Below are 25008 nucleotides of genomic sequence, written 5' to 3'. Positions count from 1 at the left end.
ATGAAAATGCTGCTGCGCGCATGCGGCATGCTCGCTTGCGCCTTGTTGCTGGCGGGCTGTCAGCAGGAACTGTACATGGACCTCACGGAGGCCTCGGCCAACGAGATGATCGCCGCGCTCGCGAGCGCAGGGATCGAGGCATCCAAATCCGAGGTGCCCGATCACGGCTGGCAATTGACCGTCGATGGCGCCACCGTGCCGCAAGCGCTCAATGCGCTGAAAGCGGTAGGGCTGCCACGCCCGCTGTCGGAAAACCTCGGCGAGCTGTTTCGCAAGCAAGGATTGGTGGCGACGCCGGCCGAAGAGCGCGTGCGCTACATCTTCGGCGCGGAGCAGGAGCTCGAACGGACGCTGCTCGACGTGAACGGCGTGATCGTCGCGCACGTGCACGTCGTGATTCCCGAGAACGATCCGCTGTCCGACAAGATCAAGCCGTCGTCGGCATCGGTCTATATCAAGTACCGTCCCGGCGTCGATCTGAAGATGATGGCGCCGATGGTCAAGGACCTTGTCGCGCACAGTATCGAAGGTTTGTCCTACGACAACGTCTCGCTGTTTCTGCAAAGTGCGCCGCCGAAGGAAGGCGCTGCCGGCGATGGGCAGAACGGCTTGCTGGCGCGGGCGCTGTCGTGGTTCGCGCTGGCCGTCGGGCTCGCGACGCTCGCTGCTGCCGCCGTATTCGTGCTGCGTCGCGGGCAGTTCAGGTTGGCGAGCCAGGCATCGAACGCCGCGCAAGGGCAGGGCCATGCAGGATGACATCGCGTTCGAGCCGCTCTGGCAGAGCGGTCCCTACGCGCGCCGGTTCGCGCAGCTCGTGGCCGAGTTCAATCTGCGGCCCGATCGCTACGTCGATCCGAGCTGGCCGGCCGGCCTCTGGCCCGCACCGTGGAACGACATGTCGCGCTTCGGCGAGCGTGGCCAGATCGTGCTCGCCAAGGCGCTCGCGAATGTCGTGGGGCTCTCCGCCGAAGGCTCGGGGGCGCTGCCGGCCGATTACGATTTTTCGTCGCGTGACAAGCGCCTGGCGTTGCTGCCACGCGAGGCGCTGGCCGAACTGGCCCAGCTGTGCGGGCTGTGTTTGCACAAGGCCTGGCTGGCGGGCAGCGACGTGACGCGCGGGGTCGACAAGTCGCTCACGCTCGCGTTCGGCGTCGACACGCTGCAGTTCGTGCACACGCGCACGCCGCCGTTCGATGCGGTCAGCGAAACGCTCGAGACGATGCGGCGCTACCCGAAACTCGTCGTGCAGAAGATCGGCGCGCGCGGCGCGCGCTTGCTGCTCGACTTCATCGCGCCGGCTGGTGCGAGCGTGTTTGCACGCACGCGCCTGAAGCTGCCGCGCATCGCCGACGTGCAGCCGGCGTACCGGCTCAACGACGCGCAGCGCAGCGAGCTCGCCGAGCTGCTGTTTCTGTGCCTGATTCCCGAGAGGTTGAGCGGATGGGACTGGCTTTTCTGATCACCAGCGAGAACCTGCAGATCCTGTCTGAGCGCAGGGTGCTGAAGGAGAACGAATACAGCGCGCTGCTCGACGCGAATTCGATCGTCACCACGGCACAGCAGGAAGCCGAGCGCATCGCGCGTGAAGCCGAGCGCCGCAAGGAAGAAATGATGCGGCAAGGCTACGACGAGGGTTTCGCGCGTGGCGAGAGCGAGGGGGCCAAGCGCGCCTTCGCGGCGACGCTCGATACCGCTCAGGCATTGGCCTTTGTGCGCTCGACGATGGCCGACATGGTCGTGCGTGCGCTGCACGGGTTGGTGGGCGAGTTCGAGCGCGAGCGCATCTTCGAGCTTGCCTTGCAACGCATCGACGCGCTCGTGCGCGACGAAGCGTTCCTGATCGTGCGTGTGGCGCCGGCCTCGATCGACGCCATGAAGAACGCGCTGGCCCAACATCGCGACGCGCATGCCGAGGAGGTCCATGAGGCCGATGCGCAATCGCGCAGGCAGGCCGTGCGTGTCGTGCCCGATCCGTCGCTGGCGCAGGACGATTGCATCGTCGAGACGCCGGCAGGCAGCATCGATGCACGGCTCTCGACACAGATCGATGCGGTTCGCGCGGCCATCGAGGCACGGAGGACGCCATGACTTCGTCGACGAATGCGCCCGCGGTGACGGACGCGAGCTGGCGCGATGCGCTGTTCGAGCAGCTGCGTGCCGATACCCAATCGGGTGGCTTCCAGGCGGCGCTCGATGGCGTCAATCCGCTGCGCATGCGCGGCCGTGTCACGCAGACGGCGGGCCTGCTCGTGCATGCGTCGGGCATTCATGCGCGGCTTGGGGAAGTCTGCGAGTTGCATACGCCGGGGCTTGCGCCGATGTTCGCGGAGGTCGTCGGCTTTTCGCGGCAGACGGCGGTGCTGACGCCGCTTGGCAGTCTCGCGGGCCTGTCGAGCGCCACCGAGGTGATTCCGACGGGCCGTGCCCATACGTTCGAAGTCGGCGACGCGTTGCTTGGGCGAGTGCTCAACGGCCTGGGCGAACCACTCGATGGCCGCGGCCCGATCACGGGCGGCGAGCGCGTGAGCGCGTTCGCGGAACCCGTCGGCGCGCTCGAGCGCACGCTGATCGATGCGCCGCTGCCGACCGGTGTGCGGGCCATCGACGGGATGCTGACGACGGGCATCGGACAGCGCGTGGGCATCTTCGCGCCGGCAGGCGTCGGCAAGAGCACGCTGCTCGGCATGATCGCGCGTGGCGCGGCGTGCGACGTGGCCGTCGTCGGGCTGATCGGCGAGCGCGGGCGCGAAGTGCGCGAGTTCATCGAGCACAACCTGTCGCCGGAGGCGCTCGCGCGCACGGTGCTCGTCGTCTCGACGTCGGACCGGCCCGCCATGGAGCGCGTGAAGTCGGCCTACGTCGCGACGGCGGTGGCTGAGTACTTCCGTGACAAGGGCCTGCGTGTGCTGCTGCTGGTCGATTCGCTGACGCGCTTTGCGCGCGCGCAACGCGAGGTGGGCCTGGCATCGGGCGAGCCGCCGACGCGCCGCAGTTTCCCGCCCTCGACCTTCTCGGTGCTGCCGCAGTTGCTCGAGCGCGCCGGGCAGGGCGAGCGCGGCTCGATCACGGCGTTCTACACCGTGCTCGTCGAAGGCGAGGATGACAGCGATCCCATCGCCGAGGAGGTGCGCTCGATCCTCGACGGCCATATCGTGCTGTCGCGCAAGCTCGCAATGGCGGGCCATCATCCGGCCATCGACGTGCTCGCCAGCGCCTCGCGCGTGATGTCGCACGTGACCGGGGAGATGCATCAACGCAACGCGGCATGGGTGCGCGAGATGCTCGCCAAATATCAGGAGATCGAACTGCTGGTGCAGATCGGCGAATACCGTGCGGGCAGCGACGCGCTGGCCGATGCGGCGCTGGCGGCTCGCGCCGAGCTGCGCGCGTTCGCGTGCCAGCCGTCGCGCTCGCTCGATGCCTATGACGACACCGTGGCGCGCCTGGCCGCGTTGAGGAATGCCTATGGACAAACTGATCGCAACGCTTGAGCGCGTGCGGGAGATGCGTCGCGACGTGGCGCTCGCGCAGGTGCGCCGTCAGGAAGCGGCGACGGCCGCGGCGCGGGACGCATTGCTGGCGGTGCAAAGTGAAGTGCTGGCACTGAAGGCGGCCAAGCTGGCGCATGCGCAGTCGTTCTCCACGCGGATGCGCGAGGCGCCGCGTTCGGCGCGCGAGCTCGCGAGCGTCGGCATCGATTTGCAGTTGTTCGATCGCGAGATCGAAGCGGCGATCGAGCGGATCGCGCCGGCTGCGGTACGAGTCGATGAAGAAGAGGCGCAGCTCACGCTGCTGCGCGAGGCACTGCGCCGCGCCGATGCGAAACGCGAGCAGGCCGTGCGCACGGGCGAGCGGCTGACACGTGAGGCTGCCCGGCGCGCCGAGGTGCTCGAAGAGGCCCGGGCCGAGGAAGCGGCGCTGCGCGTGGCATTGCAGAGCGCGCGCAGCAGCGAGCGGGCATCGTCATGACGCCCGAGTCGTTCGATGCCATTTACCAGACCGTGCGGCCGACCATCATCGTGCTGCCGCGTCTGATGCCGATCATGATGATCGTTCCGGCATTCAGCTCGTCGGTCGTGACGGGACTCGTGCGCAACGGCTTCATGGCGATCATGACGCTGTTCATCGCACCGTCGCTCGACCTGACATCGCTCGCGGGGATCGAACCGTTCATGTGGATCGTGCTGGTCGCCAAGGAAGCGTTGATCGGCATCCTGCTCGCCTATGCGTTCGGCGCCGTGATGTGGGCCATCGCGATGGCGGGCTCGCTGATCGACTTTCAGACGGGCTCGGGTAACGCGCAGTTCTTCGATCCGATCGGTCAGCACGAGGGCGGCCCCAGCGCGGGCTTTCTGAATCTGCTCGCGATTACGCTGTTCGTGACGACCGGCGGCCTCAATCTGCTGCTGTCGGCGCTGTTCGAGTCGTACAAGCTGTGGCCCGTCGCGTCGCTGGCGCCGCACTTCAGCGCGGCATTGCTGCCGTTCGTCGCACGCACTGCGATGGGCATCATGAGCTGGACCGTCAAGCTAGCGGCACCGGTCGTCATGGTGCTCGTGCTCGTCGAGCTGGGGATGGGGCTCATCGGCCGGGCCATGCCGCAACTGAACGTGTTCATGATGTCGCAGCCCGTCAAGAGCGCCGTGGCCGTGCTGATGATGGCGCTGTTCCTGCCGTTCGTGTACACGTCGCTGCATGCCTACCTGGGCCCCGACAACGGCCTGCTCGATCTGTTGAAGTCGATGCTTTGAGCACGCCCGCGCATCTATTGCTCCGATACCGCCGATGAGCGAGAAAGATCAGAAGCCTACCGAGAAACGCCTGCGCGATGCGCGTAAGAAAGGCGACGTCGTGCAAAGCGCGGAGGTCGGTGCCGCGCTCGTCTTCATCGTCGTGCTGGCCGCGGTCGCTTCGCAGGCCTCGCATGCGGTGGACATGCTGCGAGGCTTGTTCGATGCGATGTTCGCGGTGGTGAGCGCGCGCGATCCGGCAGCCAAGCTCTCGACCATTCTCGCGCTTGCCATGCACGACACGTTCTTGTTTGGTGCGGGCATCGTCGTGCTGGCGGGTGTCGCGGGACTCGCGGGCTCGCTTGCGCAGGTCGGCGGCCTCGTGGCGTTCGAGCGTATCGCGCCGAAGTTCGAGCGGCTCAATCCGGCCGGGGGCCTGACGCGCATGTTTTCCCTGCGCAGCCTGACGAATCTCGTGAAAACCGGCGTGAAGACGCTGATTCTCGCGCTCACGCTATGGGTGCTGCTGCGCGGCTCGCTGAGCGCACCGCTGCAGGCCGGCTACTTGCGCCCCGACGCGATCCTCGCCATCACGGGACGGCTGCTGCTGACGCTCGTGGGTTGGGCCGCGCTCGTGTTCGTCGCATTCGCGGCCGTCGATTACGCGTATCAGCACTACGAGCACATGAAGAAGCTCCGGATGTCGACCGATGAAGTGCGGCGCGAGCATCGCGAGACGGAGGGCGATCCGCACATCAATGCGCGCCGCCGGCGCTTGGCGCACGAGCAGGTCTTCAACGCGCTGCAGGACCGTGTGAAGATGGCCTCGGCCATCGTCTATTCGCAGCGGGTCGCGGTCGCGCTGTGCTACGCGGGTAAGGAGGCGCTGCCATGGGTGGCTGCGCGCGGCGAAGGCGAAATGGGGCGGCGCATCGTCGAGTGGGGCGGCGAGTATCTGGTGCCGTGCGTGGCGAACGCGGGCCTGGCCGACGCGCTTTACGAGAGTGCGCGCGAGTATCAGCACATCGATCGCACGCTGTACGTGCGCGTGGCCAAGCTGCTGCGCTGGGCGCAGGGCGACGACGACGTGGTGCATTGAAGCCGGCTGCCGCCACGCCGAGACCGCGAACGAGAACTTGAACGTGAACGTGAACGAAGCAACCGCGCGGCGCGCGAGACACGCCGCGCGGGCTCAGATCGCCTGCGTCCTGCCTGCCAGGTAGGCGAGCTGGCTGCGGTTGCGTGCGCCGAACTTCTCGCGCAACTGCCGCAGGTGGTAGTCGACGTTGTGCACGGTCGTATTGAGCCGCGCCGCGATGGCCTTGTCCGACATGCCGACGACGACGGCGCTCAGAATCCGCTGTTGCAACGCCGACAAATCGCCCGTTACGTCCTGACGGCATACGGCCTGTACGTAAGCGGCGCAGCGCTGATGCAGCGACAGGCCGACGCCGATCGCCTGTGCGATCACGCTGTCGGTGATCCATTCGCAATGCTCGGGCGGACCCGCAAACAGAATCAGCGCGCGCATCGGCGTGCGCGAGATCGGCAGGCTGAAGGCGAGGCCACTGGCAATGCCGTTCTCGCGCATGCTGTCGAAATAGCGACGCAGCGGCGGATCGATGCCGTCCTTGCGCGAGGCGTTCACGAGCGAGCGCATGTCCCACACGTGCGGACGGTTCGACTCGAATGCCCGCCGCATGTGCGGATCGCGCAAGAAATAGCCGCCTGCCAGCGATTGCGGCAGCAGATCGGTGCACAGGTAATCGCGCAGCAGATACGCGCGCTCGGGCTGGCCTTGCGCGTCGAGTTTGAGCGCCGCGTAGCCGAGCCCACTGAAGCCGATGACGTGCAGGATGCTGCGGATCATCCGCACACGCTCCTCGGTCGAACGGGCCGCGCCCAGTTCGGCGGCGACGAACGAGCCGGCTTCGCCTGGCCCCTCGCTGCGCACGAGCGGGGCCACGTCGGCTTCATCGATATAGCGGATTTCGCAGCGAGTCTCCAGCCTCGCCGACGGTTGAGCCGCATGGCGCGGCAGGGATGGCAAGAGGTGCAGATCTTCCTGGTCTTCCACTACCTCAAGATAAGACATGCGGGGTTCCTATCGTTGTTATGTTGTTATGGGGGGATGTCGCACGAGACATCGGGTCATTGAGCGCGAGAGGCGCAGAAACGATGCGCGGGTGCTCAGCCGATCCGCATCATTTCCGCAGACGATTGTATTTGACTGAGTCAGCTTTCTGGCGCTCTGCATTTCGTAGTGATCGCCTTGCGGATTACATGCACGCGCTATGCATTTACGAAACGTCGTGGGCACACGCTGCATGAAAAAGCGGTCGCATGGCGCGTCCGCTTGCTGCACAGGCATCGCTTGGCAGTCCGAGACATGATACTGTATATTCATACAGTGTTGCCGCCGATCGGAATGTAACCGGAAGAAGCGAGGGCGACAGCTTTCTTTTCCCTTGACCAACCGAGCGAGCGTTCCGATGGCGGCAGCGGCGATTGATCTGGCGGCGGCAGCGTTGGCGCCGCCATTGCAGCGTCAGATATGGCGTGGCGATCAACTGGCCGGGGCGGCGTTGCGTACCGTGCCGAGCGGGCACGGTGCGCTCGATGCCTGCCTGCCGGGCCGAGGCTGGCCCACGGGCAGCCTGACCGAGCTGTTGATGGAAGCATCCGGCATCGGCGAGCTGCGCCTGCTCGCGCCTGCATTAGCCGAGCTGACGTCGCAGGCGCGCCCCGTCATGTTCGTGGCGCCGCCTTATCGGCCGTATGCCGTGGCGCTGCAGGAGTGGGGCGTTGCCCTCGAGCACGTGATCTGGGTGCGCGCCCCGGCCGAGCAGGTGTGCTGGGTGGCCGAACAGGCGCTGAAGCAGGACGGGATGGGCGCGGTACTGGCCTGGTCGGCCAAGGCACGGCCCGAAGCCGTGCGGCGTTTGCAGGTCGTTGCGCAGGACGGCGGCTCGCTGATGTTCCTGATGCGATCGGCACAGGTGGCGGCACAGGCGTCGGCGGCTCCGTTGCGCATCGTCTGCCGGCCGGCGTTGCCCGATCGCGCGTCCACGCTCAATCGCTGGCAATGGCTCGAGCAAATCGGGCTCACGCTCGATATCGTCAAGCGACGAGGCCCGCCGCTGGCCGCGCCGTTGCGTCTGACGCTGCCCGTGCGCGCGGCTACGCTGCCCGCGCGTGCAGCATGGCAGGAAAGTCTGAAACAAAGAGTCAATCATGTTGTGGATCGCGGTGACATTGCCGATCTTGTCGCTCGAGGCCGTGACGCCGCCCTTGCCTGAGGGCGCGGGCACGTCCGAGCCTGGCCAGGGCCGGGCTGCGAGTGGCTCGAGGCTCGAAGCGGGCGCGGCGCGCTGCTATGCGCTGGCCGATCGGCTGCGCATCCTGTTGCCCGATCGGCACGCGCACCGGATCGGCGTGCGGGTGGGGCAGGCACGTTCGTCGGCACTGGCGCTGGCGCCGGGCCTCGTCATGCTCGCGCCGGACCCCGCACGCGAGCAGCAAGCGCTGGAAGCCGTGGCGCTCGCGTTGCTGGCCTATACGCCGAAGGTGTCGCTCGCACATGCGCATACGTTGCTGCTCGAGGTGGGCTCGAGCCTGCGGCTGTTCGGCGGGCTGCGCGCGTTGCTAAGGAAGGTGGCGGCGACACTCGGCGAATTCGGCCATGTTATGCGCATCGCCTGCGCGCCGACTGCCTGGGGCGCCTGGCTGCTCGCGCAGGCGCGTACGCGCAGGGCGGGGCGGCGCTGGCGCGTCGTCGGCGTAACGACGCTTGCGCGCGTGCTCGATGCCTTGCCGGTGTCGCTGGTGCCGGCCGCCGCGGCGCATGGCGCGGCCTTCGAGCGGATCGGCTGCGCGACGCTGGCCGATCTGCGGCGGCTGCCGCGCGCAGGCATGGCCAGACGCTTCGGCGACGACATCCTCTACTGGCTGGCGCAAGCCTATGGCGAAGCGCCGGATCCGCGCGAATCGTTTCGCGCGCCGGCCGTTTTCGAGGCGCGGCTCGAATTGCAGGCGCGCGTCGATAACGCCGAGGCGCTGCTGTTCGCGGCCCGCCGGCTCGTGATGCAACTGGCCGGCTGGCTTGCCGCGCATCATGCGGCCACGCTCGGCTATACGCTGATCTTCGAGCACGATCTGGCCGCGCGTCATACGGGCCGCATCTCGAGTCTCGAGGTTGCATGGGCTGCTCCGTCGCGCGATGCCGAGCATTTGTGCTGGCTGCTGCGCGAGAAGCTGCAGCAGACGGTGCTGGCTGCGCCGGTCGTCGAGCTGCGGCTCGTCGCCGATCGGATCGGCGAACATGCCGCGCAGTCGGACACGCTGTTTCCGATGCCCGAGGCGCAGCGCGATTCGCTGGACCGTCTGCTCGAGCGTTTGAGCGCACGGCTGGGCGCGCAAAACGTGATGCACGTGTCGGCCCACGACGATCCTCGCCCGGAAAAGGCCATGCGTGCCGAACCCTGTCAGCGCGAGCGCACGCGTGCCGGCGAGGGGGCCTCGCGTGCACGAAGCCGGCGCGTGAAAACGGAGCTTGCCGTGCGGGCCGGGCATCCGGGGGCGGAGGTTTTGCCGCTTGCGGGCCAGGCCGACATGCTGGTCTTGCCCGAGCGAGCCGTGCCGGCACAGCCTCGGCCGATCTGGCTGCTCGAGGCGCCGCTCGCGTTGACGATGCAAGGGCAGCGGCCCGTTTTCAAACGGCCGTTGACGATGCTCACGCGTACCGAGCGCATCGAAGCGGGCTGGTGGGATGCGCAAGGCGTCGAGCGCGATTATTTCGTCGCGGCCGATGAATCTGGCCACATGTTCTGGGTGTTTCGCGAGCGTCGCACGGGGCAGTGGTTCTTACACGGACTTTTCGGCTGACCGCCATGGCGCTTTTCGAATCGAAGGCAAGCACAGGGGCTTTGGCGGTGGCGGCCCGCCTGCCCGATTACGCCGAGCTGCATTGCCTCAGCAACTTCACGTTTCTGCGCGGCGCTTCGCATCCGGCCGAGCTCGTCGAGCAGGCGGTCGAGCACGGCTATCGCGCGCTCGCGATGACCGACGAGTGCTCGCTGGCCGGCATCGTGCGTGCGCACGTGGCGGCGAAAAAACACCAAGGCGTCCTGCAATTGTTGATCGGCAGCGAGTTCAACCTGACCGACGAGCATGGCGAGCCGTTTTGCACGTTGGTTGCGCTCGCAACGAATCGGGAAGGGTACGGCAACCTGTGCGAATTGATCACGCTTGGCCGCTCGCGCGCGCAAAAGGGGCAATACCGGCTCGGGCCGGCCGATTTCACGGCTCCCGAGGCGGAGCTGGCGCATCTGCGCGACTTGCCGGACTGCCTGCTGCTGCTCGTGCCGAGCCGTGCCGCTTCGCTTGCGCACACGCTGCGCGGTGCCAAGTGGCTGGCAGGCTGGGCGTCGGGGCGGGCATGGCTGGCGCTCGAGCTGTGGCAAAACGGCGGCGACGACGAATACCTCGACGCCTTGCGCGTCATTTCGAACGCGACCGGCTTGCCACTCGTCGCGGCGGGCGGGGTGCTCATGCATGCGCGCTCGCGCAAGCCGTTGCAGGACACGCTGAGTGCGATCGGCTTGCGCCAGCCGCTCGCACAATGCGGCCGGGCGCTCGAACCCAACGCCGAGCGGCATCTGCGCGCGCGCGTGCGCATCGCGTCGCTGTATCCGGCCGACACGCTCGAGCAGACGCTGCGCGTCGCGGCCCGTTGCCGCTTCAGTCTCGACGAGCTGCGCTACGAGTATCCCGAAGAGCTCGTGCCGCCCGGCGAGACGCCGGCAAGCCATCTGCGCAAGCTCGTGATGGCCGGCGCTCGTGAGCGCTGGCCGCAAGGCCTGACGGTGGAGGCGCGCGAGCAGATCGAAAAGGAGCTCGCGCTGATCGCCGACTTGAAATACGAGAAGTATTTCCTGACCGTTCACGACATCGTGCACTTTGCGCGCAAGCGCGCCATCTTGTGCCAAGGGCGCGGCTCGGCCGCGAATTCGGTGGTGTGCTATTGCCTGCGCGTGACCGAAATCGATCCGGTGCGCATGCATATGCTCGTCGAGCGCTTCATTTCCCGCGCGCGCGACGAGCCGCCCGACATCGACGTCGACTTCGAACACCAGCGTCGCGAAGAGGTCATTCAGTACATCTACGAGAAATACGGTCGACGCCGGGCGGCGCTGGCGGCCACGCTCATTACGTACCACACGCGCAGCGCGCTCAAGGACGTGGGGCGGGCGCTGGGCCTCGATGCGGCGCTGCTCGAGCGCGCGTCAAAGGCGCATCAGTGGTGGGATGGCCCCGACGCGCTCACGCGCCAGCTGGAGGAGGCCGGTTTTCATGCCGATTCGCCCGTGACGCGTCAGCTGCTGCGCTTGACCAGTGAGCTGCGAGGTTTTCCTCGGCATTTGTCGCAGCACGTCGGCGGTTTCGTGATCGCGCGCGACAAGCTTTCCCGTCTCGTGCCGATCGAGAATGCGGCGATGAAGGATCGCTGCGTGATCGAGTGGGACAAGGACGACATCGATGCGCTGAAGCTGCTGAAGGTCGACGTGCTGGCGCTCGGCATGCTGTCGGCGATCCGGCGCTCGCTCGAATTCGTCGCGTTGCGGCGCGGGCTGCCGCGTTTCGGCGTCGAGCACATTCCGCGCGAAGACCCGGCCGTCTACGAAATGTGCGGCCATGCCGATACGGCGGGCGTCTTTCAGATCGAATCGCGGGCGCAGCAGAGCATGCTGCCGCGCCTGAAGCCGAGACGCTACTACGACCTCGTGATTCAGGTCGCGATCGTGCGGCCGGGGCCGATCCAGGGCGGCATGGTGCATCCGTATCTGCGGCGCAGACGGGGTCTCGAGCAGGCCGACTATCCGAAAGACGAATTGCATCCCGTGCTCGAGCGCACACTCGGCGTGCCGATTTTCCAAGAGCAGGTCATGCATCTGGCGATGGTCGCAGCCAAGTACACGGCCGAGCAGGCCGACGAATTGCGGCGCGCGATGGCGGCCTGGCGCCGCAACGGCAACCTGAAGCCCTATCAGGACGACCTGACGCGCAGGATGCTGGCGCGTGGCTACGAGCCTGAGTTCGCTGCGCGGATCTGCAAGCAGATCGAGGGTTTCGGCGATTACGGCTTTCCCGAGAGCCACGCGGCTAGCTTCGCGCTGCTCGTTTATCAGAGCGCATGGTTAAAGCGCTACGAACCGGCCGCGTTTCTGGCCGGGCTCCTGAACAGCCAGCCGCTGGGCTTCTATTCGCCGTCGCAACTGGTGCAGGACGCGCAGCGCCATGGCGTGTCCGTGGAACCGCCCGACGTGACGGTCAGCGATTGGGACGCGACGCTCGAGAAGCCTGGCCTGCCCGGATTGCGTCTTCAGTGGCGCGAGACGCGCGCGCAGCAGGCCGAGGGTGAGCGCTATCGGGCGTTGTTCGAAGCGGCGCGGCAAGGGATGCTGCAAACGGTGTTGCAAGCAGTGGGGCGGTCTTACGCGCGCCCGCGCGCAATCTGGCAGGCGGCGCGCCGCCTGGGTGCGCGGGTGCGGCAGCCGGCAGCGGCTTATGGCATCGGGGGGCCGGCCGTGCGTCTGGGCATGCGGTTGATCAAAGGGCTTTCGCAAAGCGCGGCCGAGCGGATCGTCGAGGCCCGGCGGTCAGGGCCGTTTGTCGATGTCGACGATCTCGCGCGTCGCGCCATGCTGACGCGGCGCGAACTCGAAGCGCTGGCGGCAGCCAATGCGCTGGCGAGCATCGCAGGGCATCGGCGCGAAGCATGGTGGGCCGTTTCTGCGCAGCAAGCGGTGCAGCCGCTGTTGCGCGATGCGCCGATTGCCGAGGCGCCGCTCGCGTTGCCGCGGGCCACGAAAGGGCGCGAGATCGTCGACGATTATCGAAGCCTGGGCCTGACGCTGAACAGTCATCCGCTTGCGCTGCTGAGGCCGAGGCTTGCGAAAGCACGTTTTGCGAGTGTCGCCGAGCTCATGCACCTCAAGCACGGACGATTTGCGCACGCGTGCGGCATCGTGACGGTACGGCAGATGCCCGGTACGGCGGGCGGCACCATTTTCGTCTCGCTCGAAGACGAAACGGGTACGCTCAATGTGATCGTCTGGCCGTCGATCGTCAAGGCGCAGCGTCGCGCACTGCTCGGTGCGGGCTTGCTGGGCGTTCACGGCGTCTTGCAGCGTGAGGGGGAGGTCGTGCATCTTGTCGCGCGGCGACTCGAGGACTACAGCGCATGGCTCGGCGAACTGGACGTCGCGAGCCGCGATTTCCATTAGAGCCTGCACGAGCTGGAACACGCTCCAACGCGGCGCGCCTGTGCGGTGCGCCGCTGCCGTCTTTGCTATGCCGAAGGCGAGCATGCCGGAGGCGAGCACGCAGCGGGCGAGCGTGCGCCGAATGCCTCGAGCACTTGCACGATCGCCGTATCGAACGGTGTGCGACGGCCGATGCCGAGCGCTTCGAGCCGGCTCGAATCCAGATGGCAGTCGCGCGGGCGCGGGGTGGCATCCGCGCTGGCCGTTTGCGGTACGAGCCTAGCCTTTACGTGCAACGCGCGAGCGAGTCGCGCGGCGATCTCGAACTTCGTCATCGGCTCGTCCCCCGACCATTGCGCGATGCCACACAACGCGTCGCCGGTTGCATGCCGCTCGAGCATCTGCTGGATCACGCAGGCCACATCGGGCGTGTAGGTCGGATAGCGCGTGGCCCATGCATCCATCGAGGCGGCGGTGGCGTCGGGCGCGGCCGACGCGATGACGGCCGGCACGAGGCTCGTCACGGCCGACTCGTGCCAGTCGGTCACGGGGCCGTACAGCAGCGGCAAACGCAGCACACAGCCTAGCTTGGCCGTGTCGGTGAGCGCATGTTCGCCATCGAGCTTGCTCCGCCCGTATGCATTGAGCGGAGCAGGGGTGTCGTCGAAGCGATAGGGTGGCTTGCTGCCGTCGAACACGTAATCGGTCGAAATCGACAGCACCCAGGCGCCGTGACGGTTCGCCGCTTCGGCGATCGTGCGCACGGCATCGACGTTGAGTGCGCGAGCCAGAGCCGGATCGTGCTCGCACACGTCGGGCCGGCGCTCGGCCGCCGCGATCACGATTGCATCAGGCACGACGCGATCGACGAATGCGTCCACGGCCGCCCGATCTCGGATATCGAGTGGAGCCGTTCGTTCATTGGCCCGGCGATGCGCGGTAGAGACGACATGCCACGGCGTGTGCCCGGTCAATTGCCGAACGAGTGTGCGCCCGACAAGCCCCGATGCGCCGATGACGGCGACGGTAAACGGCCGTCCCTCAGTCATGACCGGCTGCGTTCGATGTCGTGCCTGTCACCGTGTAGCCGGCGTCGACGATGGCCGCGCGAAGTGCATCGATATTCGCATTCGACTCCACGCATACCCGCCCGCTTTGCAGTTGCACATCGACACGGGCGTCGCCGTCTTGTTCGCGGATGGCTTTCGTGACTGCGGCGACGCAGTGCTGGCAACTCATTCCTTCCACTTGAAATTCGATCATCGGGTGCTTCCTTGTGTCCTTTGTTTTGCGATCGTCGTTCGCGAGTTCGTCGAGCCTTTGCCGGTCGGCAGGTTCCCGTCCGTCCGACGTATACCTTCCCTCCATGGGAAGGTATACGCTTGGCTTTTCGGTCAAGGAGTGATGCATGAACATCGGCGAGGCGGCTCGGGCATCGGGCGTGACGGCAAAAATGATCCGCTACTACGAGAGCGTCGGCTTGTTGATGCCTCGAGGGCGTACGGATTCGGGCTACCGAGTGTACGGCATGTCGGAGATCCATACGCTGCGGTTTATCCGGCAGGCGCGGCGCCTTGGCTTTCTCGTCGAAGACATCCGCAAGCTGCTGGCGCTGTGGCAGGACCATTCGCGTGCGAGTGCCGAGGTCAAAGCCATCGCCCTCGAGCACGTGGCCGAACTCGACAGACGGATCACCGAGTTGACCGCCATGCGCGACACGCTGACTCACCTGGCGCGCCATTGTCACGGCGACGAGCGCCCGGACTGTCCGATTCTCGAGCAGCTCGCTTGCGAGGCGGCTGAGGAATGCTCGCAAACCACCGACTGACGGGGCTTTGCCCGGTTGGCACAAAAATGGTGCATAAACTCGGCACTATCCATGGCTCGCACCATTCCAAAGCGGAATGCACACCATGCAAGCATTTCACTAGCCAACTTGCTGGGGATCCTTATAATTCGGGTTATCCCTTATCCGGGAAATCCCTGATGCCCAACTCGCCGGGGAATACCAACCGATCCCTTGGAGAACATCATGTTTGCATACGTCCTCGAACAGCTCAGCAACTGGTTTGAATCGGCAGAGCGCAACCGTCGTGAAGCGTACCTGGCTTCGTCGGCAGACATCGTCGATCTCGAACACCGCCTGCGCAACCTCGAGGCCCACGGCTACTCGCTGTAAGCAAAGCACAGCATAGCCGCGCGTCGCGCGGGCCGTTCCCGCGGCGACACGAAAGAAGCAAGCCCCGCATCGACGGGGCTTTGTCGTATGGGGCACGCGCTCGGGGCTCGTATCCGGGACTAGCGGGAACAGACCGGTCGCGCTAAGGTAGGATCATTCCCGCGCGCGACGACGCGCCTTACTTGCGGACGGACTCCATGCGCTCCTCATTCTTGTTTCGTCCATTGCCGGCTGCGGTTGGCGCGGCACTGTGGCTTTTGCTGTCGAGCATGGCATCGCCAGCGTTCGCGGACTCCGACCGCAAGCCCGTCATCCTCGATACGCAGACCGGCATCAACGATGGCCAAAGCGGCATCGTGATGCAAAACGCGCCGCTTTCGCGCAAGCCGATCGTCGCTGCACAGCCGCCTGCCGCGCCGACACAACTCGAGCAGTCCAACGGTCAGACGCCCATGATCGTGGCGCCGTACATCAAGTTGCCGGCGTCCGGCGCAAGCATGGGAGCCGGCGGTGCGGGCGCAACGCCGCCCCCCATCATGCGCGTGCATCCAGGCGCTAACCAATAGATCAAGATCGCTGGCCGGGGCCGCACGGACGCGGCTTCGAGATGCCTTCCGTGCTGTAAGTGCTTTTGTTATGCCGAGCGTTGTTCGATCTTGAACTGCGCGGTTTCGTCCTGCCCGAGCGCTTTCACGAGATAGGGCAGCGCTTCCTTCATCGCGGCAGCGAGCGTATACGGCGGGTTCAAAATGAACATGCCGCTACCGTAAAGCCCGTAGCCATCCGACGGCGGGCGGCTCACCGTGAGCGTCAGATGCAGCCAGTTCGTCGGCTGCAGGCGTTTGAGCTGTTCGGGAAAGCGCTGCGATTCGGGACGCGTCACCTGTGGATACCAGATTGCGTAAATGCCCGTCGCGAAGCGTTTGAGGCTTTCCTCGACGCACGTGATCGTGTGCGCGTAATCGTGCTTGTCTTCGAACGACGGGTCGACGAGCACCAGTGCACGCCGCGGTGGAGGCGGCAGGATGGCCTTGATGCCGTCGAAGCCGTCGCCGGCGTAAAGCATGGCGCGCCGGCCGGCATCGCGGAAGTTGTGTCGCAACACGTCGATTTCGGTCGTGTGCAGCTCGAAGAGCCGCATGCGATCCTGCTCCCGCATCAAGCGCCAGGCGAGGTATGGGGAGCCCGGGTAATAGCGCAGCGTGCCGTCGACGTTCAGTGCGCTGACCTGCTCGACGTATTCTGCAAGCGCCGGCGGCAGGTCGCTGCGTTGCCAGAGCTTGCCGATACCCGTTTCGAACTCGGCCGTTTTCGTCGCATAGCCCTCGACGAGCGAGTACACGCCTGCACCGGCGTGCGTGTCGATGTACCAGAACGCCTTGTCCTTGAGCGCCAGGTAGTGCAGCAACTGCACGACGACGGCGTGCTTGAGGACATCGGCATGGTTGCCTGCATGAAACGCGTGACGATAACTGAGCATGACGAAACGGCAAAAAGGAGAGCGGAAGCAGCGGGGCGACCCCAGGGCAACCCGATTGGCGGCGAGGCGCGCAACGTTACGCTGCGCTTCGCGCGTGTACGGCGCCTCGTGTGTGCACGGCGCCCCGCGTGTGCTTTGACGAGGTCGCGTATTGTACGCGACGGGCCGCGCCCTTACGGCGAGCTTGCGGGTGCGCTTGGATTCACTGGTAGGTGTCGCCTATGATCTCTTCGATCTGCTGCTTGAGTTCAGGCGTAATACGAGCGGCGACTTCGTGCGCCTTCATGTTCTCCACGATCTGCTCGATGCGCGAGGCACCGGTGATCACCGTGCTGACGTTGGGATTCTTGAGCACCCAGGCGATCGCCAGCTGCCCGACCGTGCAGCCCAGTGTGTCGGCAACCTCGCCGAGCTGCCCGACGATGTCGTTCTTGCCGGCATCGGTGAGCTGCACACGCAGCCAATCGTAGCCTTGCAGCTGGGCACGGCTGCCTTCCGGTGCGCCGTGACGGTACTTGCCGGTAAGCAGCCCCGACGCGAGCGGGCTCCAGGTCGTGAGCCCGAGCCCGATGTCTTCGTAAAGCCGCTTGTATTCTTGCTCGACGCGCTTGCGGCAGAAGAGGTTGTATTGGGGCTGCTCCATGACGGGCTTATGCAGATGATGCCGCTCGGCGACTTCGTAGGCGGCGCGGATCTCGTCCGCGCTCCATTCCGACGTACCCCAATAAAGGGCTTTGCCGCGCGTGATCATGTCGCTCATCGCCCAGACCGTTTCTTCGATCGGCGTGTTCGGATCGGGGCGATGGCAGAACACGAGATCGACGTAATCGAGTTGCAGGCGGCTTAGCGACGCATCGATCGCGTGGAGCAAATACTTACGGTTCAGTGTGTGGTACTGGTTCGGCGCTTCGTGAAGGCCCCAGAAGAACTTGGTCGATACCACGTAGCTCACGCGCGGCCAAGCCAGTTCTTTCAGCGCGTGGCCCATGATTTCCTCGGCCCGCCCGCCTGCGTAGACCTCGGCGTTGTCGAAGAAATTGACGCCGGCATCGCGCGCGGCGGCCAGCGTTTCGCGCGCGGTACGCCGATCCACCTGATTGCCGTAAGTAACCCATGAGCCGAGCGACAGCTCACTGACTTGAAGGCCTGAGCGCCCGAGTCGCCGGTAGTTCATCGCTTTTTCTCCTTGAAAGCCGGTTCACCGCGGTCTACAGCTTAATCCTATTCGTGCTTTTGTCGCATGGCAGCATGCCGTTCATGCACAATAGCGGAGTCGGTCGTGGCGCAGGGAGTCGGCCGAACGGCATATACCGTTCGGCAAGGTTGTCGCGCATCGTGCGTCATGGTGTCATTGTGCTGGAACCGAGGAGGGAACAATGTCGTCGTTGAATACGAGTCTGAACGGAAAGACCGCAGTGGTGACCGGTGCCGCAAGTGGCATCGGCAAGGAAATCGCATTGACGCTCGCGGCGCAAGGCGCCGCCGTGGCCATTGCCGACCTGAACGCGGCCGGCGCGCAAGCTGTGGCGGACGAAATCGTCAAGGCGGGCGGTAAGGCGATGGGCGTCGCGATGGACGTAACGAACGAAGAGGCCGTCAATCGCGGTATTGACGACGTCGCGGCGAAGTTCGGCTCCGTCGACATCCTCGTCTCGAACGCCGGCATCCAGATCGTCAACCCGATCGAAAGCTATGCCTACTCCGATTGGAAGAAGATGCAGGCGATCCACGTCGACGGCGCCTTCCTGACGACGAAGGCCGCGCTCAAGCACATGTATCGAGACAACCGCGGCGGCGTCGTGATCTACATGGGCTCGGTGCACTCGCACGAGGCGTCGCCGCTGAAGTCGGCTTACGTCGCGGCCAAGCACGCGTTGCTGGGCCTGGCGCGGGTGCTGGCGAAAGAAGGGGCCGCGCACAATGTGCGTTCGCACGTCGTGTGTCCTGGCTTCGTGCGCACACCGCTCGTGGACAAGCAGATTCCCGAGCAGGCCAAGGAGCTCGGCATCAGCGAAGAGGAAGTGGTCAAGCGCGTGATGCTGGGGCACACCGTCGACGGCGAGTTCACGACCGTGCAGGACGTTGCGCAAACGGTGCTGTTCCTGACGACGTTCCCGAGCGCCGCGCTGACCGGCCAGTCGTTCGTCGTCACGCACGGCTGGCACATGCAATAAGAGGCCGACGATGGCACCGCGCAACGGTACGCCTGCCAGCGCCAAGACGCCGCTCGACGAAAGCGAGGTGCGTCCACATGCGCGACGGCGGGCTGCGGCGCCCGCCGTCGCGCCCGCTGTTCTACCGCCTTACGAGACGATTGCGCTCGTACTGCAGGGCGGCGGCGCCCTCGGCGCGTATCAGGCAGGTGTCTACGAAGGGCTCCACGAGGCCGGTATCGAGCCGAACTGGATGGCCGGTATTTCGATCGGAGCCCTGAATACCGCAATCATCGCCGGCAATGCACCGCAAGACCGCGTAGCCAAACTGCGCGAGTTCTGGGAAACGATCTGCCAGCCGGCCTATGGGATACCGTTGCTGCCTGTCGTCGAACATGCGTTGTTCGATTCGACGGAACCGATACGCTCCGCGTTTACGGCCATGCAGGCGTTCAGTGCGCTCGTCGACGGCCAAAAGGGTTTCTTCGTCCCGCGCGTGCCGCCGCCGCTGCCGTTTGTGGTCGGGACACCGCAAACCGCGAGCTGGTACGACACGACGCCATTGAAAGCGACGCTCGAGCGCCTCTGCGATTTCGATCGAATCAATTCGGGCGAAACGCGCGTGTCGATTGCGGCGGTCAACGTCGGCACCGGCAATTTCGCGTACTTCGACAATTCGCACACCCGGCTGCGTCCCGAGCACTTCATTGCATCGGGTTCTCTGCCGCCGGGATTTCCCGCCACGGAGATCGACGGCGAGTTCTACTGGGACGGCGGGCTCATGTCGAACACGCCGCTCTCGGAAGTCATCCAATCCACGCCTCGGCGTGACACGCTCGCATTCCAGGTGGATTTATGGAGCGCGCGCGGCGCGGTGCCGAACACCATCCCCGACGTGCAAAGCCGCGTCAAAGATATCCAATACTCGAGCCGCACCCGTTTCGTGACGGACATGATGCAGCACTCGCAACGTTTCCGGCACGTGCTGCGCGAGGTGCTTGCGCGCGTCGCGCCCGAGCATCGCGACGACCCATGGTGCAAGCTCGCGGAGGAACTCGCGTCATCGCATCGCTACAACATCTTCCAGCTGGTCTACCGGGACAAGGAGTTCGAGGGCAATTACAAGGACTACCAATTCGGTGTCTCGACGATGCGCGTGCATTGGCAAAGCGGGCTGAACGACATCCGCCTCAGCCTGGCGCAGCCCAGCTGGCTCGACATGCCCGATAACGACGCGGGCTTCGTCACGCACGACATATACCGCGACTTGCGCTAGCGGGGCAGAGCAGTAACCAGTAACCGCCAAGCAACACGACGAGGTAAAAACAAAACGGCACGCCAAAGCGTGCCGTTTTGTTTCATTCGCACTGCCGACGGCGAAGCCGAGCGGCAGGTCGCAAGCAAGTGCAATTACTTCAACACGTGAGCGATCGCGTTCGCCACGACGTCGAGGTTGCGCAGGTTCAGCGCGGCCACGCAGATGCGGCCCGTGCCGACGGCGTAGATGCCGAACTCTTCGCGCAGACGATCCACTTGTGCGGCCGTCAGGCCCGAGTACGAGAACATGCCGCGCTGTGCGTTCACGAAGCTGAAATCGCGATCGACGCCGGCTGCCTTCAGGCGTTCGACGAGGCCGTTGCGCATCGCGCGAATGCGATCGCGCATTTCGCCCAGCTCTTGTTCCCACGTGGCGCGCAGGGCCGGCGTGCCGAGCACGGCTGCGACGACTGAGCCGCCATGCGTCGGCGGGTTCGAGTAGTTCGTGCGGATCACGCGCTTGAGCTGCGACAGTACGCGCGCGGTTTCGTCCTTGCTGTCGGTGATGATCGACAGCGCACCCACGCGCTCGCCGTACAGCGAGAACGACTTCGAGAACGACGACGACACGAATACGTTGAGTTCGGCTGCGGCGAACAGGCGCACAGCAGCTGCGTCGGCGTCGATGCCGTCGCCGAAGCCTTGGTAGGCGATGTCGAGGAACGGCACGAGCTGGCGTGCCTTGACGACTTCGACGATCTGCTTCCATTGCGCTTCGTCGAGGTCCACGCCCGTCGGGTTGTGGCAGCACGCATGGAGCACGACGACCGTGCCGGCCGCGTAGCTGTTCAGGGCGGCGAGCATGCCGTCGAAATTCACGCCGTGCGTCGCGGCGTCGTAGTACGGGTACGCGACGACCTCGAAGCCCGCGCCTTCGAATAGCGCGCGGTGGTTTTCCCAGCTCGGATCGCTGATTGCCACTTTCGCGCTCGGGTTCAGGCGCTTGAGGAAATCGGCGCCGATCTTCAGCGCGCCGGTGCCGCCCAGTGCTTGCGCCGTCACGACGCGGCCCGCGGCGATCAGCGGCGAATCGTCGCCGAGCAGCAGTTTCTGCACGGCCGCGTCATAAGCCGCGATACCTTCGATCGGCAGATAGCCGCGCGGCAGCGCCGCTTCGATACGCGCTTTTTCCGCGTCGCGCACGGCGCGCAGCAGCGGGATCTTGCCTTCTTCGTTGGTGTAGACGCCGACGCCCAGATTGACTTTGGTCGGGCGCGAATCGGCGTTGAACGCTTCGTTCAGGCCAAGGATCGGGTCGCGGGGAGCGAGTTCGACAGCGGAGAACAGGGACATGATGTGTATCGGCGTAGTGAGAAACAAACTGGCTCGGTGCAGCCGTGCCGCTCATTCGCAGCCATTCGGCCAAGGGCGAGTGCGGCGGCGGTGGACACGGAATACGTGATTGTAGCGAATCCGGCCATCACGGTTGCGCCGTTTTTGCCGATGCGATGGGGGCCGGATGCGGACGACCGTGCGCTTTTGCGGCACAAACACCACAAACACCCATGCGTGCGCAAGAGCAAGCGTCAGCACGAGCGGGGCACCTGCCTGCTTGCCGCGGCGCGAAACGTTAAAATGGCGTTTTTCCTCGGCGAAGGATGTCCTTCCTCATGTCCGAAACGTTACCCCACGCCGCCGAGGCGCTCGACGAGTCCAAGTTCGTCGAATTCGACGGCTCTCCGTTCCATCTGTATCAGCCTTTTCCGCCTGCCGGCGACCAGCCGGAGGCGATCCGTCAACTCGTCGAAGGCATCGAGGACGGCCTGTCGTTCCAGACGCTCCTCGGCGTAACGGGCTCGGGCAAGACCTACACGATGGCCAACATGATCGCGCGGCTCGGCCGCCCGGCTATCGTGTTCGCGCCGAACAAGACCCTTGCGGCCCAGCTGTATGCGGAGTTCCGCGAGTTTTTCCCGCGCAACGCCGTCGAGTACTTCGTTTCGTACTACGACTATTACCAGCCCGAAGCGTACGTGCCGCAGCGCGACCTGTTCATCGAAAAGGACTCGTCGATCAACGAGCACATCGAGCAGATGCGTCTGTCGGCGACCAAGAGCCTGATGGAGCGGCGCGACGTGGTGATCGTGGCGACGGTGTCGGCGATCTACGGTATCGGTAACCCGAGCGAATACCATCAGATGATTCTGACGCTGCGCACGGGCGACAAGATCGGCCAACGCGACATCATCGCGCGGCTCATCGCGATGCAGTACAACCGCAACGAAGCCGATTTCCAGCGCGGGGCGTTCCGCGTGCGCGGCGATACGATCGACATCTTCCCGGCCGAACACGCCGAGATGGCGGTGCGCATCGAGCTGTTCGACGACGAAATCGATTCGCTGCAACTGTTCGATCCGCTCACGGGCCGCGTGCGGCAGAAGATTCCGCGCTTTACCGTCTATCCGTCGTCGCACTACGTGACCCCGCGCGAGACGGTCATGCGCGCGGTCGAGACGATCAAGGCGGAGCTGCGCGAGCGGCTGGAGTTCTTCTATAGCGAGGGCAAGCTCGTCGAGGCGCAGCGCCTCGAGCAGCGCACGCGCTTCGATCTCGAGATGTTGCAGGAGCTCGGCTTCTGCAAGGGCATCGAGAACTACTCGCGGCACTTTTCGGGGGCGGCGCCCGGCGAACCGCCGCCGACGCTCGTCGACTATCTGCCGCCCGATGCGCTGATGCTGCTCGACGAGTCGCACGTGCTGATCGGTCAATTGAACGCCATGTACAACGGCGACCGTTCACGCAAGGAAAACCTCGTCAATTACGGGTTCCGGCTGCCGTCGGCGCTCGATAACCGGCCGCTCAAGTTCCCGGAGTTCGAGCGCAAGATGCGCCAGGCGATCTTCGTTTCGGCTACGCCGGCCGATTACGAGCAAAAGACCACAGGGCAGGTCGTCGAGCAGGTGGTGCGGCCGACGGGGCTCGTCGACCCGGACGTGGAAGTGCGTCCGGCGCATACGCAGGTCGACGACGTGCTCTCCGAAATCAACGCGCGCGTCGCCGTGAACGAGCGTGTGCTCGTGACCGTGCTGACCAAGCGCATGGCCGAGCAGCTGACGGAATTCCTGAGCGATCACGGCGTGAAGGTGCGCTATCTGCACAGTGACATCGATACGGTCGAGCGCGTCGAAATCATCCGCGATTTGCGTCTCGGCACGTTCGACGTGGTCGTCGGCATCAACTTGCTGCGCGAGGGGCTCGACATTCCCGAGGTGTCGCTCGTGGCGATCCTCGATGCGGACAAGGAGGGCTTCCTGCGCTCCGAACGTTCGCTGATCCAGACGATCGGGCGGGCCGCGCGTAACGTCAACGGCCGCGCGATTCTGTACGCTGACCGCATCACCGATTCGATGCGTCGCGCGATGGACGAGGCCGAGCGGCGGCGCACGAAGCAGATGGCCCACAACGAGCGCATGGGCATCACGCCGCGCGGCGTCGTCAAGCGCATCAAGGACATCATCGACGGTGTCTACAACGCCGACGAAGCGCGTGCGGAGCTGAAGGAAATGCAGCAGCGCGCGAAGTTCGAGGACATGTCGGAGAAGCAGATCGCCAAGGAGATCAAGCGGCTCGAGAAGCAAATGATGGAGCACGCGAAGAATCTCGAGTTCGAGAAGGCCGCGCAGACGCGCGACCAGCTTGCGTTGTTGCGCCGACGCGTGTTCGGCGCGAATGTCGGCGATTCCGTCGCCGACGCGGATTGATCCCTGGACCGGGCCGTCCCGCGGCGCCAGCTTTCATGCCCATTTGTTCAGACGTCGGATCGGTGCTAGACTTATGCTCAATTGATAATCGTTCGCATTAGCGTTTGTGTTTTTGATCTTGACGCAGACGCAGGGGCGAGCGATTGGCAGACGCTTATCGGCGGTGCGGGCGGTTCGTCCCACCGCCGTTCCATTTAAAAAAGACGCAAAACAAGGAGTTTCCATGCAGCGTTCGTTCTGGGTGCGCGGCGTGCTGGCCGCAGCGGCGGCAAGTTTGGCGGTGGCGGCGACGGCTGCCGAATACCCCATCGGCAAACCCCAGGTGCAGGGTGGCATGGAGATCGGCGCAGTCTATTTGCAGCCGATCACGATGGATCCTGAAGGAATGATGCGCAAGGCGTCGGAATCCGACGTTCACCTCGAAGCCGATATCCACGCCGTCAAGAACAACCCGACGGGCTTCGCCGAAGGCGACTGGATGCCCTACCTGCAAGTGCGCTACGAAGTCACGAAGGTCGGCGGCAAGCAGACGGTCAAGGGCGACTTGATGCCGATGGTCGCGAGCGACGGTCCGCACTACGGCGACAACGTCAAGCTGTTCGGGCCCGGCAAGTACCACATGAAGCTCGTTGTCGAAGCGCCGATGCAGTCGGGTCACATGGCGTTCGGCCGCCACATCGACAAGGAAACGGGCGTCGGTCCGTGGTTCAAGCCCATTACGCTCGAGTACGACTTCGCGTTCGCGGGCATCGGCAAGAAGGGCGGCTACTGAGCCCCCGATCGCATGTCGATGTTCGATGACTCATTGAGCGAAGGAACCCGTACATGAAAGCACATCGCATGATCGTGTGGCTGGCTGCCGCGTTGCTTGGCACCGCCGCGCACGCAGCTGACTTGCCGACGTACAAGCTCGAAATGGCCGACGGCAAGCTCAACCCGGCGCGCATCGAGGTGCAGGCGGGCCAGCGCATCAAGATCGAGATCCGCAACACGGGCAAGGGCGCGGTCGAGTTCGAAAGCGTCCAGTTGCGCAAGGAAAAGGTGTTGGCGCCCGGCGCCGACTCGTTTGTCGTTATCGCGCCTTTGTCTCCCGGCGAATACAAGTTCTTCGACGATTTTCATCAATCGGCGCAGGGCGTGATCGTCGCGAAATAGCGCGGTTTTTACGCGCGGCGGCAAGCGTC

The 25008-nt window shown here is 65.1% G+C and carries 24 protein-coding genes; 18 read left to right on the top strand and 6 right to left on the bottom strand.

Annotated elements, in window-relative coordinates:
• The 7 genes from sctJ to D7S89_RS05675 are packed head-to-tail and all read left to right on the top strand — an operon-like array spanning position 1 to position 5829.
• Positions 1 to 756, top strand: a complete 756-nt coding sequence (sctJ, locus tag D7S89_RS05705) for a type III secretion system inner membrane ring lipoprotein SctJ (protein WP_121276516.1) — start codon at positions 1 to 3, stop codon at positions 754 to 756.
• On the top strand, positions 746 to 1459 hold the full coding sequence (locus D7S89_RS05700) for a SctK family type III secretion system sorting platform protein (RefSeq protein WP_121276514.1): 714 nt from the start codon (positions 746 to 748) through the stop codon (positions 1457 to 1459). Before sctJ ends, D7S89_RS05700 begins: the two co-directional genes overlap by 11 nt.
• Complete coding sequence (sctL, locus tag D7S89_RS05695; protein ID WP_121276512.1) at positions 1441 to 2088, top strand: type III secretion system stator protein SctL; 648 nt, start codon at positions 1441 to 1443, stop codon at positions 2086 to 2088. The genes D7S89_RS05700 and sctL overlap by 19 nt, the downstream gene beginning before the upstream one ends.
• A complete protein-coding gene (locus tag D7S89_RS05690) occupies positions 2085 to 3491 on the top strand; it encodes a FliI/YscN family ATPase (protein WP_121276510.1) in 1407 nt (468 codons plus the stop codon). The genes sctL and D7S89_RS05690 overlap by 4 nt, the downstream gene beginning before the upstream one ends.
• On the top strand, positions 3466 to 3969 hold the full coding sequence (locus tag D7S89_RS05685) for a hypothetical protein (RefSeq protein WP_147426597.1): 504 nt from the start codon (positions 3466 to 3468) through the stop codon (positions 3967 to 3969). The genes D7S89_RS05690 and D7S89_RS05685 overlap by 26 nt, the downstream gene beginning before the upstream one ends.
• Complete coding sequence (gene sctT, locus D7S89_RS05680) at positions 3966 to 4751, top strand: type III secretion system export apparatus subunit SctT (RefSeq protein WP_121276506.1); 786 nt, start codon at positions 3966 to 3968, stop codon at positions 4749 to 4751. The genes D7S89_RS05685 and sctT overlap by 4 nt, the downstream gene beginning before the upstream one ends.
• 34 nt (positions 4752 to 4785) lie before the next feature.
• Positions 4786 to 5829 (top strand): EscU/YscU/HrcU family type III secretion system export apparatus switch protein, encoded by a 1044-nt coding sequence (locus D7S89_RS05675; RefSeq protein ID WP_121276504.1) that lies wholly within the window; start codon positions 4786 to 4788, stop codon positions 5827 to 5829.
• A 93-nt stretch (positions 5830 to 5922) separates the two neighbouring features.
• Here D7S89_RS05675 and D7S89_RS05670 read toward each other — a convergent pair whose 3' ends face one another.
• Positions 5923 to 6825 (bottom strand): helix-turn-helix transcriptional regulator, encoded by a 903-nt coding sequence (locus D7S89_RS05670; RefSeq protein ID WP_121276502.1) that lies wholly within the window; start codon positions 6823 to 6825, stop codon positions 5923 to 5925.
• 397 nt (positions 6826 to 7222) lie between these two features.
• Between D7S89_RS05670 and imuA the strand changes: the two genes are divergently transcribed.
• Genes imuA through D7S89_RS05655 form a run of 3 tightly spaced genes read left to right on the top strand, consistent with a single transcriptional unit; the run spans position 7223 to position 13015 of the window.
• Entirely contained in the window at positions 7223 to 8029 is an 807-nt protein-coding gene (gene imuA / locus D7S89_RS05665) for a translesion DNA synthesis-associated protein ImuA (RefSeq protein WP_121276500.1), read from the top strand.
• Positions 7965 to 9614 carry a Y-family DNA polymerase gene (locus tag D7S89_RS05660; RefSeq protein ID WP_121276498.1) on the top strand — a complete coding sequence of 550 codons (1650 nt, stop codon included), beginning with the start codon at positions 7965 to 7967 and terminating at the stop codon, positions 9612 to 9614. Before imuA ends, D7S89_RS05660 begins: the two co-directional genes overlap by 65 nt.
• A gap of 5 nt (positions 9615 to 9619) precedes the next feature.
• Positions 9620 to 13015 (top strand): error-prone DNA polymerase, encoded by a 3396-nt coding sequence (locus D7S89_RS05655; RefSeq protein WP_121276496.1) that lies wholly within the window; start codon positions 9620 to 9622, stop codon positions 13013 to 13015.
• A gap of 65 nt (positions 13016 to 13080) precedes the next feature.
• Here the strand turns inward: D7S89_RS05655 and D7S89_RS05650 are convergent, their stop codons facing one another.
• Together D7S89_RS05650 and D7S89_RS05645 are read right to left on the bottom strand one after the other, a co-directional pair.
• Positions 13081 to 14043 (bottom strand): dTDP-4-dehydrorhamnose reductase family protein, encoded by a 963-nt coding sequence (locus D7S89_RS05650; RefSeq protein WP_121276493.1) that lies wholly within the window; start codon positions 14041 to 14043, stop codon positions 13081 to 13083.
• Entirely contained in the window at positions 14036 to 14257 is a 222-nt protein-coding gene (locus D7S89_RS05645) for a heavy-metal-associated domain-containing protein (RefSeq protein WP_121276491.1), read from the bottom strand. Before D7S89_RS05645 ends, D7S89_RS05650 begins: the two co-directional genes overlap by 8 nt.
• Positions 14258 to 14402: 145 nt before the next feature.
• On the opposite strand from D7S89_RS05645, the gene cueR reads away from it, so the two are divergent.
• From cueR to D7S89_RS27370, 3 genes are all read left to right on the top strand, one after another.
• Positions 14403 to 14822 carry a Cu(I)-responsive transcriptional regulator gene (cueR, locus tag D7S89_RS05640; protein WP_121276489.1) on the top strand — a complete coding sequence of 140 codons (420 nt, stop codon included), beginning with the start codon at positions 14403 to 14405 and terminating at the stop codon, positions 14820 to 14822.
• 204 nt (positions 14823 to 15026) lie between these two features.
• The gene (locus tag D7S89_RS05635) at positions 15027 to 15173 is read left to right on the top strand and encodes a DUF3563 family protein (protein ID WP_121277313.1); all 147 of its coding nucleotides are present in this window, start codon (positions 15027 to 15029) and stop codon (positions 15171 to 15173) included.
• A 197-nt stretch (positions 15174 to 15370) separates the two neighbouring features.
• On the top strand, positions 15371 to 15739 hold the full coding sequence (locus D7S89_RS27370; protein WP_183085107.1) for a hypothetical protein: 369 nt from the start codon (positions 15371 to 15373) through the stop codon (positions 15737 to 15739).
• A 68-nt stretch (positions 15740 to 15807) separates the two neighbouring features.
• On the opposite strand, the gene D7S89_RS05625 is transcribed toward D7S89_RS27370, so the two are convergent.
• Positions 15808 to 16653, bottom strand: a complete 846-nt coding sequence (locus D7S89_RS05625; protein ID WP_121276485.1) for a 23S rRNA (adenine(2030)-N(6))-methyltransferase RlmJ — start codon at positions 16651 to 16653, stop codon at positions 15808 to 15810.
• Between the two features lie 202 nt (positions 16654 to 16855).
• On the bottom strand, positions 16856 to 17827 hold the full coding sequence (locus tag D7S89_RS05620) for a potassium channel beta subunit family protein (protein WP_121276483.1): 972 nt from the start codon (positions 17825 to 17827) through the stop codon (positions 16856 to 16858).
• A 202-nt stretch (positions 17828 to 18029) separates the two neighbouring features.
• On the opposite strand from D7S89_RS05620, the gene D7S89_RS05615 reads away from it, so the two are divergent.
• Together D7S89_RS05615 and D7S89_RS05610 are read left to right on the top strand one after the other, a co-directional pair.
• On the top strand, positions 18030 to 18827 hold the full coding sequence (locus D7S89_RS05615) for a 3-hydroxybutyrate dehydrogenase (RefSeq protein ID WP_121276481.1): 798 nt from the start codon (positions 18030 to 18032) through the stop codon (positions 18825 to 18827).
• A 10-nt stretch (positions 18828 to 18837) separates the two neighbouring features.
• On the top strand, positions 18838 to 20082 hold the full coding sequence (locus D7S89_RS05610; protein WP_121276479.1) for a DUF3734 domain-containing protein: 1245 nt from the start codon (positions 18838 to 18840) through the stop codon (positions 20080 to 20082).
• 134 nt (positions 20083 to 20216) lie between these two features.
• Here D7S89_RS05610 and D7S89_RS05605 read toward each other — a convergent pair whose 3' ends face one another.
• Positions 20217 to 21416, bottom strand: a complete 1200-nt coding sequence (locus D7S89_RS05605; RefSeq protein WP_121276477.1) for an amino acid aminotransferase — start codon at positions 21414 to 21416, stop codon at positions 20217 to 20219.
• Positions 21417 to 21733: 317 nt separating this feature from the next.
• Here D7S89_RS05605 and uvrB point away from each other — a divergent pair, with 317 nt between their 5' ends.
• From uvrB to D7S89_RS05590, 3 genes are all read left to right on the top strand, one after another.
• Positions 21734 to 23824 (top strand): excinuclease ABC subunit UvrB, encoded by a 2091-nt coding sequence (gene uvrB / locus D7S89_RS05600; RefSeq protein ID WP_121276475.1) that lies wholly within the window; start codon positions 21734 to 21736, stop codon positions 23822 to 23824.
• Between the two features lie 223 nt (positions 23825 to 24047).
• Positions 24048 to 24596: an iron transporter gene (locus D7S89_RS05595; RefSeq protein WP_121276473.1), complete on the top strand. Its 549-nt coding sequence runs from the start codon at positions 24048 to 24050 to the stop codon at positions 24594 to 24596.
• Between the two features lie 53 nt (positions 24597 to 24649).
• Positions 24650 to 24979, top strand: a complete 330-nt coding sequence (locus D7S89_RS05590; protein ID WP_121276471.1) for a cupredoxin domain-containing protein — start codon at positions 24650 to 24652, stop codon at positions 24977 to 24979.
• Positions 24980 to 25008: the final 29 nt, after the last annotated feature.

The sequence above is a fragment of the Trinickia fusca genome, assembly GCF_003628145.1.
Lineage (GTDB): Bacteria > Pseudomonadota > Gammaproteobacteria > Burkholderiales > Burkholderiaceae > Trinickia > Trinickia fusca.
The sequence above is the reverse complement of the archived record's forward strand: the minus strand, read 5'-3'. Positions and strand labels throughout refer to the sequence as shown.